12 protein-coding genes are annotated in these 12,974 nt (G+C 62.0%); 5 read left to right on the forward strand and 7 right to left on the reverse strand.

Annotated features, from left to right (window positions below; all coding sequences use genetic code 11):
• Positions 1-36 precede the first annotated feature (36 nt).
• Positions 37-294 (reverse strand): SH3 domain-containing protein, encoded by a 258-nt coding sequence (locus tag ABD819_RS14185; RefSeq protein ID WP_345125382.1) that lies wholly within the window; start codon positions 292-294, stop codon positions 37-39.
• Between the two features lie 305 nt (positions 295-599).
• Here ABD819_RS14185 and ABD819_RS14190 point away from each other — a divergent pair, with 305 nt between their 5' ends.
• Complete coding sequence (locus ABD819_RS14190; RefSeq protein ID WP_345125384.1) at positions 600-1,196, forward strand: DUF4136 domain-containing protein; 597 nt, start codon at positions 600-602, stop codon at positions 1,194-1,196.
• Positions 1,197-1,269: 73 nt separating this feature from the next.
• On the opposite strand, the gene lipA is transcribed toward ABD819_RS14190, so the two are convergent.
• Both lipA and ABD819_RS14200 read right to left on the reverse strand, forming a co-directional pair.
• Positions 1,270-2,163 carry a lipoyl synthase gene (lipA, locus tag ABD819_RS14195; protein WP_345125385.1) on the reverse strand — a complete coding sequence of 298 codons (894 nt, stop codon included), beginning with the start codon at positions 2,161-2,163 and terminating at the stop codon, positions 1,270-1,272.
• A gap of 165 nt (positions 2,164-2,328) precedes the next feature.
• Positions 2,329-3,153 (reverse strand): hypothetical protein, encoded by an 825-nt coding sequence (locus ABD819_RS14200; protein WP_345125388.1) that lies wholly within the window; start codon positions 3,151-3,153, stop codon positions 2,329-2,331.
• 106 nt (positions 3,154-3,259) lie between these two features.
• Between ABD819_RS14200 and ABD819_RS14205 the strand changes: the two genes are divergently transcribed.
• Positions 3,260-3,670, forward strand: coding sequence for an OsmC family protein (locus ABD819_RS14205; RefSeq protein WP_345125389.1), 411 nt, complete (start codon positions 3,260-3,262; stop codon positions 3,668-3,670).
• Positions 3,671-3,774: 104 nt separating this feature from the next.
• On the opposite strand, the gene ytxJ is transcribed toward ABD819_RS14205, so the two are convergent.
• The 4 genes from ytxJ to ABD819_RS14225 all read right to left on the reverse strand — a co-directional run bounded on the left by ytxJ (position 3,775) and on the right by ABD819_RS14225 (position 7,339).
• The gene (gene ytxJ, locus ABD819_RS14210; protein ID WP_345125391.1) at positions 3,775-4,119 is read right to left on the reverse strand and encodes a bacillithiol system redox-active protein YtxJ; all 345 of its coding nucleotides are present in this window, start codon (positions 4,117-4,119) and stop codon (positions 3,775-3,777) included.
• A gap of 105 nt (positions 4,120-4,224) precedes the next feature.
• Complete coding sequence (locus ABD819_RS14215; RefSeq protein WP_345125393.1) at positions 4,225-4,590, reverse strand: hypothetical protein; 366 nt, start codon at positions 4,588-4,590, stop codon at positions 4,225-4,227.
• Positions 4,565-5,125 (reverse strand): hypothetical protein, encoded by a 561-nt coding sequence (locus ABD819_RS14220; RefSeq protein ID WP_345125396.1) that lies wholly within the window; start codon positions 5,123-5,125, stop codon positions 4,565-4,567. The genes ABD819_RS14215 and ABD819_RS14220 overlap by 26 nt, the downstream gene beginning before the upstream one ends.
• Before the next feature lie 186 nt (positions 5,126-5,311).
• Complete coding sequence (locus ABD819_RS14225; protein ID WP_345125398.1) at positions 5,312-7,339, reverse strand: alpha-ketoacid dehydrogenase subunit alpha/beta; 2,028 nt, start codon at positions 7,337-7,339, stop codon at positions 5,312-5,314.
• Between the two features lie 90 nt (positions 7,340-7,429).
• Between ABD819_RS14225 and ABD819_RS14230 the strand changes: the two genes are divergently transcribed.
• From ABD819_RS14230 to ABD819_RS14240, 3 genes are all read left to right on the forward strand, one after another.
• On the forward strand, positions 7,430-8,119 hold the full coding sequence (locus ABD819_RS14230; RefSeq protein WP_345125400.1) for a hypothetical protein: 690 nt from the start codon (positions 7,430-7,432) through the stop codon (positions 8,117-8,119).
• 132 nt (positions 8,120-8,251) lie between these two features.
• Positions 8,252-10,882, forward strand: coding sequence for a TonB-dependent receptor plug domain-containing protein (locus ABD819_RS14235; RefSeq protein ID WP_345125401.1), 2,631 nt, complete (start codon positions 8,252-8,254; stop codon positions 10,880-10,882).
• A 553-nt stretch (positions 10,883-11,435) separates the two neighbouring features.
• Positions 11,436-12,929 carry an ArnT family glycosyltransferase gene (locus ABD819_RS14240; RefSeq protein WP_345125403.1) on the forward strand — a complete coding sequence of 498 codons (1,494 nt, stop codon included), beginning with the start codon at positions 11,436-11,438 and terminating at the stop codon, positions 12,927-12,929.
• Positions 12,930-12,974 lie beyond the last annotated feature (45 nt).

The raw sequence follows: 12,974 nt of genomic DNA on the forward strand, positions 1-12,974 counted from the left end.
GCTTAATTAGCCTCGTTGGGCTGGTTTCGAACCAGTTTATTTCACTTTGCGGTTGCCGCGCTCGTTGCCGCGCTCGCCAAAGCAGCGACGGTCCATGTAGCCGGTCATGGTTTGGCCGTTCTTATCCAGCCGCACGCGCACGAAATACGCATTGATGGTATCGGTGACCTGCACTTCGTTGCCGGTAGTCATTTGGGCCAGCACGGTGGAGGTTTTCTTCATGCCATCGTACACGGGGCAGTCCACAATGGTGTTGTGCGCCACCGGAGCGCGGTCAGATGAGGCATTCTGCATTCGTTCGTCGCGAGCAGAAGAGCAGGCAGACGTCAGGCCCGCAGCGACCAAAACCAATAAGGCAGTTATTTTCATTGACCAAACAAAAGACATCGGGTGGAATTTTGGGAGTAAGGTAGGACGAAATCCGGTTAAGTCAAGCTTATGCAAAGATTTTCCAGTTGGTATCCAGTGCCATCCTGAGGCAAAACAGTTGAACGTAGCGCCCTATTTTTCCGTTAATAACGCAAGTACCGAAATGGCATTTTTATCGTTTTTGAAATTGCTTTTCATTCCTTTCTCTCAATTTGCACCCCTTTAATTTTATGAATTTCACCCTTCGTTTCCTGGGTCGCCCCACGCTGCTGCTCGCGGCCGGACTTGTATTGTTGCTGGGCCCCAGTGGCTGCACTACGGCCTCCCGCGTGGGGGTCACCAACGACTTTGACCATGCCGTAAACTTCCGGGCCTACAAAACCTGGGCCTGGTACCCGCAGCAGCCCCGCGATGCCGAAAGCGGCCCCGCCAAAGGCTACGAGTCGTTTCTCGACAAGCGCATGCGCGCCTCGGTAGCTTCGGAAATGACTCAGAAGGGCCTGACCGAAGTAACCACTGCCCCCGATATCTACGTGGCCTATAGTGCCCGCGTGGAGGATAAGCAGCAAGTCTCGCCGTACGGTAATGGCTTTGGCTACCCCTATGGCTATGGCTACGGTGGCTTCGGCCGGGGCTACTCGCCCGTGACGCAGTACAAGGCTGGCACCGTGGTCATTGACATCATCGATGCCCGCCGCAAGGAGCTGGCGTGGCGCGGTACCGGTCAGGCCCAGGTCAATCAGAACACCATTGACGAAGCAGAAACCCACCGCATTGTCAACGGCATCCTGAGCACCTATCCTCCCGGTAGTGCCGCCCAACGGTAAGCCCCTCATGGTCATAGAAAGCAAAAGAGCCCGTCCAAATTGGACGGGCTCTTTTGCTTTCTATTTATTTCGGCTACACCGGCACGTTTACGTGGCGCTCGGCGTGGTAGGAGCTGCGCACCAGCGGGCCGCTTTCCACGTATTTCAGGCCGCGGCGCAGGCCTTCTTCCTTGTAGTGAGCGAATTGGTCGGGGGTGATGAACTCGGCCACGTCGAGGTGACGCCTGGTGGGCTGCAGGTACTGGCCCAGGGTGAGGATGTCGAGGCCGTTGGCCACGAGGTCGTCCATGGCCTGGTACAGCTCGTCGGCTTTCTCGCCCAGGCCCAGCATGATACCGGATTTGGTGCGGTGGCCAGCGGCCTTGGTGCGGCGGATTTGCTCCAGGCTGCGGTCGTAGCGGGCTTGGGGGCGCACCAGGCGATAGAGGCTGCCCACGGTTTCGATGTTGTGCGAAATCACTTCCTGGCCGCCCGAAATCATCACGTCCAGCGCGTCCCAGTTGGCTTTCACGTCCGGAATCAGGGTTTCGATGGTGGTGCCGGGGCTGAGCTGCTTGGTGAGCACCACGGTTTCGTGCCACACGCTGGCCCCGCGGTCCTTCAACTCGTCGCGGTTCACGGAGGTGATGACGGCGTGCTTCACTTTCATGAGCCGAATGGCCTCGGCCACGCGGCGGGGCTCGTCGAGGTCGTACTCGGTGGGGCGGCCGGTGGCCACGGCGCAAAACGAGCACGAGCGGGTGCAGATGTTGCCCAGAATCATGAACGTGGCCGTGCCGGCACCCCAGCACTCGCCCATGTTGGGGCAGTTGCCGCTCTCGCAGATGGTGTGTAGCTTGTGTTCGTCCACGAGGCGGCGCACGGCGGCATATTCTTCGCCCACGGGCAGCTTCACGCGCAGCCAGTCGGGCTTGCGGGGGCGGGCAGGAGCAGCCGTTTCGGGCTGAATAACGGGCAAGTCAATCATTTTATCAATGAAGAATGAAGAATGAGGAATGAAGAATTACCCCTGGCCCATTCAGTATAATACACCAACAAATTTACGGCGCAAATGGCACTCCTTTCCCATTTGTGCGTGCCGTTGCCCGCTATTGAGAAATTCTTCATTCCCCATTCCTCATTAGGCGCAGCGTCAGGAGCGGTGGCCGAAATACAGCGTCAGGTAAACGGAGGGGAAAAACCGGCGGTTGAGGACGTCGCCTTCCACCGGGCCTTCGGGACTGAGGATGAGCAGGCGCTTCGTGTAGGCCTCCACCAGGAAGCCTACTTCCACGCCGGTCACGGCATCGCGGTAGCGACCGTACTCAAAGCTCAGGCCGCCCCGCAAATGAATGCCGGGCACCACCTTGGTCTGCCCGATGCCGCTGAACAGCGGCCCCCGGTCAAGAATGGCATCCTGGACGAAATGCTTGGTGGGGTCGAACTGCTCGTTCACAATTTCGTCGGTCGAAAGGTTGGGCACGCCCGTATTGGCATAGGTGCGGTCGTAGCTGATGTAGTAGGGCATGAGCAGGCCAATAGAAGGCCCCACGCTCAGCAGGCCGTTGACCTGCACCCCGGCATCGGCCGCCTTGCGAAACAGGATGCGCTGAATACCCACCGAGGGCCGCAAGGCGAATGCATAATTGGTTTTGCGCGGCACGTAGCTCCCACCCGCCAGCGACGTATACCGCTCCTCCTTGGAGTTCTTCAGCATCACCCCCTCTAGGCTCCAGAAGCGTAGCAGCCGGTCGTCGAGCAGGCGCGACGACCGGATGGAGACCCCGCCCAGCAGGCCGCCCTGGGTGTTGAAGTTCACGCCAAACACAAACTCCTTGCTGTATGACTGCTCGTCGGACGGCGCAGGCCCCACGGGCACGGCCGCCGCCCGCAAAGGAGCCTGGGCCCGCGCCCCGGCAGCCAGCAGCAGGCCGGTGGTCAGCAAACCAAAAAAACGACGGGTGGGGAAAGGATGCATGGTCGACAAAAAGCTAGCCCGACTAGGCGCCACGGGCACGGCGCACCAAGTAATACGTAATTTAGCTACGATAGAAACAACTCTGTAAAGATAACTCCCTGACTTAATGAGCACCGCCACCGTCCGCTACGCCGGCCACCTGCGCACCGAAGCCACTCACGTAGCTTCGGGCACTATTATTCAAACCGATGCCCCCGTCGATAATCATGGCCGGGGCGAAGCTTTTTCGCCCACCGACCTCGTGAGCACGGCCCTCGGCTCGTGCATGATGACGGTGATGGGCATCGTGGCCGAACGCCACCAGTGGGACCTGGTGGGCAGCTCCTTCGCCGTGGTGAAGCACATGAGCCCGGAAGCCCCGCGCCGCATCGCGCAAATCGACGTGACGTTTACCCTGCCCGCCTCGCTGGCCCCGAACGAGCGGACGCTGCTGGAGCGTGCGGCCCATACCTGCCCGGTGGGCCTGAGCCTGCACCCCGATGTGCGACAGAATATCGTGTTCGAATACAAGGAGTAAGGCAAACCAATGAATAAAAAAAGTCATGCTTCATCTTGTGTCCGCCTGCCGAAGCATCGCTACCGCAGGCGGACACAAGATGAAGCATGACTCGCTTTTTATCCTCAGCTATTCACGGCTGATTTCACATCATTGAGGCGGATGGCCATGTGCGAGGCATCAAAAGTGCAGGCACCGTCCTTGATGAGCAGCAGCTGCGGCGATTCGTGGCGAATGCTGAACTGCTCGGCAATCTGGGCCGAAAGGGGGCGAAAACGCAGCAGGTCGAGGTAATAGATGGGCAGGTCGAGGCCGCTATCGGCCCACTGCCGCTCAATCTTGCCCTTGGCAGCCGCGCTGATGGAGCAGGTAGTGCTGTGCTTGAAAATCAGGATTGGCTGCTCGTGCGAAGCACGGGCGAGGTCGGTAATTTGTTCAGATTCGGTGAGGGGAAGCCAGGGAGTCGACATTGAGACAACAAAAAGTTAGCAATAAAAAACAAAGAAGGAACCCGGCAGGGGGCCGGTGGTACGCTACTACAACCGGCAGCTACCAGTTGATTCCCGGGGAACAGCTCATTTTTTTTCCGGCGGCTTTTTGCGCCCGTCTTTCAGGGCATCTTTCTTATGCCGCAGGCCCAGGAAACCGGGTGGCTTGTCGTTGGGAGAGTTGCCGTTTTTGTAATGAAACTCGTCGCTGCCCACGGGGGCGGGCTGGGTGCTGGCCCCGCGCCGCAGGCGGTCGGGCGTCACATCGAGGTGGCTGTCTTTGTAGGGCGATTCGGTGCGCTGGGCTTCGCGCAGGGCGCGGCGGTTGGCGGCCTTCACCTGCGCGGGTTTTTCGCGCGCAATCTGGGCCTGGGCGGCGGGGCTGGCCAGCAACGCGGCGAATAGTAGCCCCAGGCCCAGCAGGCCGCTACGGCTTGCCCGTAGGTCCGGCATCGGGGGCGGGAGTGGGCATGGCTTCATCGGGCAGGGCATCGGCGGGTGCGGTGCCGGGCTGCTTGGGCGCGGGCCGGTGGTCGGGGCTGTAGTTGGGTTTTGCATGAAGGCCGAACTTGAAAAAACTGCGGATAGATTGCCAGGGGCGGAAAGGCTTCGACGTTTTGTTGACGCGGCGACGCATCAGCTTGGGCTTTTTCATCAGTCCCTGCTTGTCGTAGCGCACCGTGGGGCGTTCGGGCAAGGTTCGGGCCGCCTCTTCCGTCGGCACCGCCGCGGTGGCGGCTCCCGAAGGCGTCGATACGTCGGTAGCAGCTTCTTCGGAAGCGGCTGTTTTTTTCTTGAACAGGCCGCCCGATTCTTTACCGCCGGCCTTTTTACGGTCCTCAGCCGCCTTTTGCTGGGCCTTGAACTCGGGCGATGGCTTGGGCGTGGGCAGCCGGTAGGGATGGAAAATGGTACAGCCCCCCAGGCCCGCCACCAGCAGCACCGCCAGCAGGGCCCGAAGAACAACAGAAGGCAGACAATAGCTCACCGTAAAACGTGCGTAATCAGAAAGTAAGTAAGGAAAGGTACGAGCAGCCGGCGCGAAAACCACGCCAACCCGACGCGCGGTAAAGTTGTAACCAAACGTGTACCCCGAAATTTCATTTCGGCCCGTCAGCACGGCTGGCCTACCAGTCGTGCGCCGGTGCCGAAATGAAATTTCGGGGTACACGTTCTAGTACTGCCGCATCGCCAGTACCTGTTCGCGCAGGCGCTGCTGGGGCAGGAAGGCGGCTTCCAGCGGCGGGGCAAAGGGAATAGCGGTATCCAGCGAGGCCACCCGGCGCACGGGCGCATCGAGGTGCTCGAAGCAGTTCTCCCCAATCCAGGCAGCGATTTCGCCGCCAATGCCGCCGGTCATCGTGTCTTCGTGCAGCACGATGACGCGGCCGTTTTTCGCCACCGTTTTGCGCACCGCTTCCTGGTCCCAGGGCAGCAGGGTGCGTAGGTCGAGAATATCGGCCGATACGCCCAAATCCTGGCACACTTGCAGGGCCCAGCGCACGCCCATGCCGTAGGTGATGATGCTCAGCTCGTCGCCCTCGGCGGCCAGCGCGGCCTGGCCGATGGGCGTGGTGTAGTATGCTTCCGGCACCGGGCCGGAGAGACTGCGATAGAGCATTTTGTGCTCGAAATACAGGACCGGGTTGGGGTCTTCGAGGGCGGCGCAGAGCAGGCCCTTGGCATCGTGCGGGTTGCTGGGGTACACCACTTTCAGGCCGGGCACATGCGTGAACCACGCCTCGTTGCTCTGGCTGTGGAAGGGGCCGGCGGCCGAGCCCGCGCCGGTGGGCATGCGCACCACCACGTCGGCGTTCTGGCCCCAGCGGTAGTGGCTTTTGGCCAGGTTATTCACAATCTGGTTGAAGCCGCAGGTCACGAAATCGGCAAACTGCATCTCGACCATGCTTTTCTTGCCCTTAATGCTCAGGCCCAGCCCCACGCCCACGATGGCCGACTCGCACAAGGGCGTATTGCGCACCCGCGCCTTGCCGAATTCGGCCACGAAGCCCTCCGTGATTTTGAACACCCCGCCGTAGTCGGCAATGTCCTGGCCCATGAGCACGAGGTCGGGGTAGCGCTGCATGCTCTGCTTCAGGCCCTCCTGAATGGCGTCGATGAAGCGAATTTCTCTGCTTGGTGCTTGGTGCTTAGTGCTTGGTGCTTGGTTTTCGGTACCAGTATTCGACGAGCCAAGCACCAAGCTCTGAGCACCAGGCACCAATGGTGCGTACATGTCCGCGATTTCCTCCGCGATATCGGCCACCGGCATGGGCTCGGCATCGGCTTCCTGCAGGCCGGCTTCGATGGCGGCTTTGATGGTTTCGCGGATGCTGTGCCGGGCGGTTTCGGTGAGGATGCCTTCGGCGATGAGCCACTTTTCGTAGTTCTCCACCGGGTCTTTAGCGGCCCATTCTTCCATCAGGCTCTGGGGCACGTACTTGGTGCCGCTGGCTTCTTCGTGGCCGCGCATCCGGAAGGTGAGGGCCTCTACCAGCACGGGGCGCGGGTTTTGGCGCAGGTCCTCGGCTAGTTTTTTCACCATCGAATACACTTCCAGCACGTTGTTGCCGTCTACCTGCACGGCTTCCATGCCGTAGGCCGGGCCTTTGTCGACGAAGGATTTGAAGCGGAACTGCTCGTTGCTGGGCGTGCTCAGGCCGTAGCCATTGTTTTCAATCATGAAAATGACGGGCAGCTGCCACACGGCAGCCACGTTCAGGGCCTCGTGGAAGTCGCCTTCGCTGGCCCCGCCGTCACCGGAATACGTTAGCGTGACCTTGGGCTTTTTATCGAGCAAATCGGCCAGGGCGATGCCGCCAGCCACGGCCAGCTGCGGCCCGAGGTGCGAAATCATGCCCACAATGTGGTGCTCGTTGGTGCCGAAGTGGAAGCTGCGGTCGCGGCCCTTGGTGTAGCCGGTGCGCTTGCCCTGCCACTGCGCAAACAGGCGGCCTAGCGGCACCCCGCGCCCCGTGAACACGCCCAGGTTGCGGTGCAGCGGCAAAATGTACTCGTCGGCCTCCAGGGCCAGGGTGCTGCCTACCGAAATGGCCTCCTGCCCGATGCCCGAAAACCACTTGCTCACTTTGCCCTGGCGCAGCAGAATCAACATTTTTTCCTCAATCAGCCGGGGGCGCAGCAGGTGCTGGTAGAGGTGCAGGAGGGTTTCGTTGGAGTGGTCGTGGCGGTCGAAAGTCATGGAGTGTAGCGGGTGGGTTGGGAGCGGCAAAGGTAGCGGGCGGGGCGGGCCTATATTTGGTTTCCTTCCAAGTTGTTCTACTCTGCTCTTATGCGCCTCATTGCCTTATTTTTTGTATTGTCCGGGCTGTTAGCAGCTAGCTCCGCCGGTGCTCAGGCCCCAACCAGCGCGCCGGCTTCGCAATGGGGCTGGGGCATTCGCATTGGGGTTGGGCCGGGTTCAACCCCCTATGGTAACGGCCGCCACGACTATCGCCAGACCTACACCGGGGCAATGGCCAGCTTGCTGGCCACCCGCTACTTTGCTGGCCCAAAAGCCAGTCTGGCACTCGAAGCATTGGCAGAAAATCAGTCGGTGCGCGTCGATTACCAGCAATCGAGTCCATCCCCCAATTTCCGCCCTCAGACGCTGACCCAATGGCGACTGTTTGTCCCAATTTGCCTGCGCACCGGCGCGCCCAATAGCCGCGCCCACCTGCTGGTGGGGGCTGGCCCTACGCTTCGGCTCGGCTCCCCGACTTCCGACGCGGCCTATTATCCGCGCCGAGCCGAGCTTACGCTGCTGCTGGGTGCGGAGGTACGTCTGCTGCCCTGGCACCGCTACGAAACCACACTAGGCCTGCGCGTTCACGCCCCGCTCACGCCGTCTTATGATTACGGCTATCCGGTTGCCTACACCAATCAGGGCACCTATTTGGAAGCAGAAAACCGACGCGAAGGCTTCACCCGTTGGTTTGGCCTAGTGCTCGCCACCACGATTTATCCGGCGGCCGGCAAGTAAATTACTTCGGGAAGATTAGTTGGAGAACGGTTGAGGTGTAAACAAAGCCATTGCACTAACAGAAGTATAAAATCCGGCTGCGGCCGGGCATCTATCTTCGTAGCCGCTTTTCCTTGCCCATTCCACTTTTATATGGCCCGACTTCTACCCGCTGGCATTCTGCTTCTGGCAGCTACCACCGCCACAAAGGCTCAGCAGATTGATTCGCTTGCGACCCCAGCCACGGATAGTCTCCGTGCTGCTCACTCACATTTGACGAGCTGCCCGGCCACCAGCGTAACTACTACCCCAGACTCGCCGCTCCCAGCCTTCACCACCATTCAACCCATGCTCAGCCGGGTGGCTGGGGTGCAGGTGACGCCCTACTCCGGCGCGCCCGGAGCGTGGAGTACTGTACGTATCCGGGGCGTGGCCAACGTGACGGGCAGCAGCCAGCCGCTGTACGTGGTCGACGGGGTGCCCGCTTACAATACCGACGTGACGCCGGAAAAGTGGGATGGTGCCAGCTCATTTTTCAGCAGCAACTCCAACACAAACCGCACCCCACATACGCCCACGGCCAACCCCTTATTGGATATTCCGGTGGATGATATTAGCACGATTGAGGTAGTGAAGGGCGCGGCAGCCACGGCCCGCTATGGCATGCAGGGCACCAACGGCGTTATCCTCATCACGACCAGGCGCGGAGCCGACGGCCGCACCGCGCCCCAGCCGCTGCGGGTGCGCTACGCTGGCTGGGGCGGCGTGCAGCAGGTGCGCCAGCGCTATGCCCTGCTCAATGCCCGCCAGTTTGCGGGCATTGCAAACGAGGCCGCTTCTACCAACGGCCGGCCGGCCCCCTACTCCCCTACCGACCTGGCCAGCCTGGGCGAGACCGACTGGCAGGACCGGGTGTTTCGCGTGGCCGGCATTCAGAGCCACAACCTGAGCATCGACGGCCTCGCCCGCCGCACCCGCTACTACGTGGCCGCCGACTACCTGCGCCAAACCGGCGTGGTAATCGGCTCCGACCTGAACCGCTACCAGCTGCGCGCCAACCTCGACCAACAGCTCACCAGCAAGCTCAGCCTCGGGCTGCGGGCCAGTGCCAGCCAGACCGACCAACGCTACGCCGGCACTGAATTCGACGGGCGACCACTGCTGCAAAATGCCTTGGTGGGAATTCCGGTAGCATCGGCCCATAACGCCGACCCCGTCCCCAACCCACTCGAACAAGTAACTTTTTTCTACAACACCCCGCGCACCCGCCGCCTGCTGGCCCAGCTCAGCGCCACCTATGAGTTTAGTCCCGAACTGATGCTAACCATGCGCGGCAGCCGCGAGCAGGCCGATACCCGGGAGCTGGGCTACGCGCCCGAGAACTTTCTAGCGCCGGTGCCAAACGTCGTCGAAACTGCGGCCAGCACCACCAACCAGCACAATTGGGTTGCCAATGCCGTGCTCCACTACCAACACACGTTCGCCAACCGGCACGCCCTCATCACCACCCTCACCTACCTGCGCCAGCAGTACGAGCGCAAGCTGGAGTATCGCATGCAAACGCCTTTTAGCTCCAGCTTTTTTCGGGTTGAGGAGAAGGGCAACGCCATTCACAGCCCTTCGGCCAGCTTCGTTTATACCTACGACGGGCGGTACGAAGTGCAGGGCTCGCTACGGGCCGAAATGGTTTTCGGCACCGGCAACCTTGCCGACAATTCGCACTGGCTGCCCGGTGGCCAGCTGAGTTGGCATGCCAATAAAGAAGCTTTTCTGGCCGGAGCCACTTCGTTGAGCGACCTCACCCTTTGGGCCGGCGCGGGCCAGACCAGCACCTTTTTCTCGCCCGACCGCACCACCCACCACGATGCCGGCCTGCGCCTGGGCCTGCTCGGCGGCCGCCTCACCCTGGAAGCAGCGGCCTACCAGCGCCGCACCCGCCACGCCCAAACCGTGCTGCCTTACGAGCTTCCCAATGGCCAGAGGCGTAGCCTATTCCCCGACGTGAAGCTACTGAACCAAGGCCTGGAGCTGACGCTGGGCAGCACCTGGCAGGCGGGCAGCGTCAGCGGCACCACGCAGCTAGCCGCCGCCACCAACCGCAACGAGGTCGAGGACACCGACCTTTTCTTCGCCAACGCCCCCTTCAACGTGCTGGAAAAGGGCCAGCCCCTGAGCCGCTTCTTCGTGTTTGAGCAGAACGGCACCTATCCCGTTGGCTCGCCCCTCGCCGGCCAGGTCCGCTTCCGCGACCGCAACGGCGATGGGAGAACCGGCTTCGGCGATGGCTACTACCAGGGCAGCGGCCTGCCCCGCTACACCCTCAACGTGTATCAGCAGCTGCGCCTGCGCCGTTTTCAGCTGGAAGCGCAGCTCGACGGCTTGTTTGGCTACCAGATTCTGAACCAGACGCTCCGATACCTGGACGACCCCTCGGGCTTTGAAAACAGCTCGGCCCGCGCCCTCAATTACTGGACTCACGGCAATCAGAATACCTCCGTGCCCCGGCCCGGCACCAATCCATCGCCTTACCTCAGCAACCAGGCCCTGGCCAACGGCAACCATGTGCGCCTCTCGCAGCTCACCATCAGCTACGACGTACTCCCCACCGGCCCGCGTAAAATCAGCGTGTGGGTGGGCGGCCAGAACCTGTTCGTGACCGGCAACTACCGCGGTTTCGACCCCAACGTAAGCAGCGGCGGGGCCGCCCCGCTCTACGCCGGCCAGGATGCCAGCGTGTACCCCGTAGCCCGCGTGTGGCAGCTGGGCGTGCGGGCAGCTTTTTAGGGGCGAAGCACCAACTGCGGAATGGGTCGTGGAAGAATGCCATTCTACCTTTTATTCATTGGCAGTTTTTCGTCCTCTATGCTGGTCGATAACGCCCTGCGCCGCATTGCACGACTATTTCAGCACGCCTTTACTAAACGTGCTGTACAATATGGACCGCGTGACGAACCCCCTGGCCGCAAGGGCCTTGCGCTCCTCCTGAAGCATCTGTTTCGGCGACCAAGGCAAGCTCAGCCGACACGGCCTTTCCCAAGCATGCGGAAACAGCTCCACACCGTGGCCGGCGTACCGGTGTGATGCCACACGGAAATAAAACTCCATCCACTTGGCCTTTCCGCTTTGCCTGCGCCCCTTTTCGCCCCTTTTAAGTTGTTAGTCATTAGTTGTCAGTTGTTAGCAAAATGGCAATCAGCTGACTGACAACTAACAACGAGCAACTAATAACCCGTTTGCTTTTGAACGACTGCTTAACGCTACTTTGGCAGATTAACTTGTCGGCGTAACGTTAACTCGGCCCAAAAATTTCTCTTTTCCGGGCTGCTGCCCTTCTGATATGTCGCTCACTCCTTCCCGGGCTTTGTACGGACGCATTGGTCTCGTGCTGCTCGTTGTGGCCTTGGCTTACCTGCCGCTGTTCTGGCTCCTGACCAGCCACCCGGTGCAGCAGTGGGACGAAGCTCGCACGGGGCTCAATGGCCTGAACATTGTGCGCAACCACGAGTGGCTGATAATGCGCGACGGCGACCAGCTGCCCGACCTGTGGAACTGCAAGCCGCCGCTGTGGCCCTGGCTGCTGTCGCTCAGCTTCCGGCTGCTGGGGCCCGGCGAGCTGGGCTTGCGCCTGCCGGCCGCGCTGGCGGCGCTGGCCACCGTGCTGGCGGTTTTCCAGGCCGGGCGGCGGTGGCTGGGCGGGTGGGAAGGCGGCCTGCTGGCCGCGCTCATCCTGCTCACTTCGGGGGGCTACATCAGCCTGCACGTGACCCGCACCGGGGATTTCGACGCCTTTCTCACACTCTGGACCACGCTGGGCACGCTGGCCTGGCTGCGTTATTTAGCCGAGGGCCGCCCGCGCCACGCCTGGCAGGCGGGGGCATTCTTCTTTTTGGCGGCTTTCACCAAAGGCGTGGCGGGGATGCTGTTCGGGCCGGGGTTGGTGCTGGCCACTTTTGCGCTGGGCCAGGGCCAACGACTGCGGCGGCCGGCGCCCTGGCTGGCGCTACTGGGCTTAGTTGCGGGCATGGCCACGTGGTATGTGGTGCGCGAGCACGCCGGGCCGGGCTACCTGCAGGCCGTGTGGGACTTTGAGCTCGGCGGGCCAGCGGCCAACCAGCTGGAAGGGCACCTCACGGAATGGTGGTATTACGTGGTGAACTGGATGGAGACAAAGTTCATGTACTGGCTGGTGCCGGCGCTGCTGGGCGGCCTGCTGGGGTGGCGGCTGCCTGCGGGCAGCCCCGGCCGATACCTGGCCCGGCTGGTGGTGTGCGTGGCGGGCACCTTTATGCTGGTGCTGGCCCTTACCCAAACCAAGCTGCCGTGGTACGACGCCCCCATGTACCCGCTGCTGGCGCTGCTGGCAGCCAGCGGCCTGCTCCAGATGGCCCGCGCCGTGGCGGCGCAGCAGCACTGGCGGCCGGGCCCCGCGGGGCGGCTGGCAGCTTTGGCGCTGATAGCGGCGCTGCCGTACTGGGCCCAGTGCCGGGCCCTGGCGCGGGTCTACGACGCGCGCTACAACGTGCCGGCACTGCGGCTCGGCACCCACCTGCGCCACCAGGCCCAGGCCGTGCCCACACTGCGGGCGTACCTGCTGGCCGGGGACACCACGTTCAACGACAGCCCGGTATTCTACCGCATGGCGGCGGAAATGCGCTTTGGCCACCGCATCCGGCGGGTGCCGCCGGCCGCAATCCACGACAGTGCGGGGGTCGGAGAGCGGGTGGTGGTGTGCGGGGCCGCCCTGCGCCACCGCTGGGAGCAGGAGTACCGCACCCGCGTGGAGCTGCAAACGGATTCGTGCGTGACCCTGCGGCTGGAGGCTCGCCGGTAACTTTCGGCCCCGCCGGCCTGTATTGCTAGCGGGCCGCCCCATCGG

The sequence above is a fragment of the Hymenobacter antarcticus genome, assembly GCF_039539545.1.
Lineage (GTDB): Bacteria > Bacteroidota > Bacteroidia > Cytophagales > Hymenobacteraceae > Hymenobacter > Hymenobacter antarcticus.

Bases quoted from the DNA above. Each gene is read 5' to 3' on its own strand.
- ABD819_RS14235 (WP_345125401.1), top strand. From the start codon at position 8,252: ATGGCCCGACTTCTACCCGCTGGCATTCTGCTTCTGGCAGCTACCACC.
- ABD819_RS14230 (WP_345125400.1), top strand. From the start codon at position 7,430: ATGCGCCTCATTGCCTTATTTTTTGTATTGTCCGGGCTGTTAGCAGCT.
- ABD819_RS14190 (WP_345125384.1), top strand. From the start codon at position 600: ATGAATTTCACCCTTCGTTTCCTGGGTCGCCCCACGCTGCTGCTCGCG.
- ABD819_RS14185 (WP_345125382.1), bottom strand. From the start codon at position 294: ATGCAGAATGCCTCATCTGACCGCGCTCCGGTGGCGCACAACACCATT.
- ytxJ (WP_345125391.1), bottom strand. From the start codon at position 4,119: ATGTCGACTCCCTGGCTTCCCCTCACCGAATCTGAACAAATTACCGAC.
- ABD819_RS14240 (WP_345125403.1), top strand. From the start codon at position 11,436: ATGTCGCTCACTCCTTCCCGGGCTTTGTACGGACGCATTGGTCTCGTG.
- ABD819_RS14215 (WP_345125393.1), bottom strand. From the start codon at position 4,590: ATGCCGGACCTACGGGCAAGCCGTAGCGGCCTGCTGGGCCTGGGGCTA.
- ABD819_RS14205 (WP_345125389.1), top strand. From the start codon at position 3,260: ATGAGCACCGCCACCGTCCGCTACGCCGGCCACCTGCGCACCGAAGCC.
- lipA (WP_345125385.1), bottom strand. From the start codon at position 2,163: ATGATTGACTTGCCCGTTATTCAGCCCGAAACGGCTGCTCCTGCCCGC.
- ABD819_RS14225 (WP_345125398.1), bottom strand. From the start codon at position 7,339: ATGACTTTCGACCGCCACGACCACTCCAACGAAACCCTCCTGCACCTC.
- ABD819_RS14200 (WP_345125388.1), bottom strand. From the start codon at position 3,153: ATGCATCCTTTCCCCACCCGTCGTTTTTTTGGTTTGCTGACCACCGGC.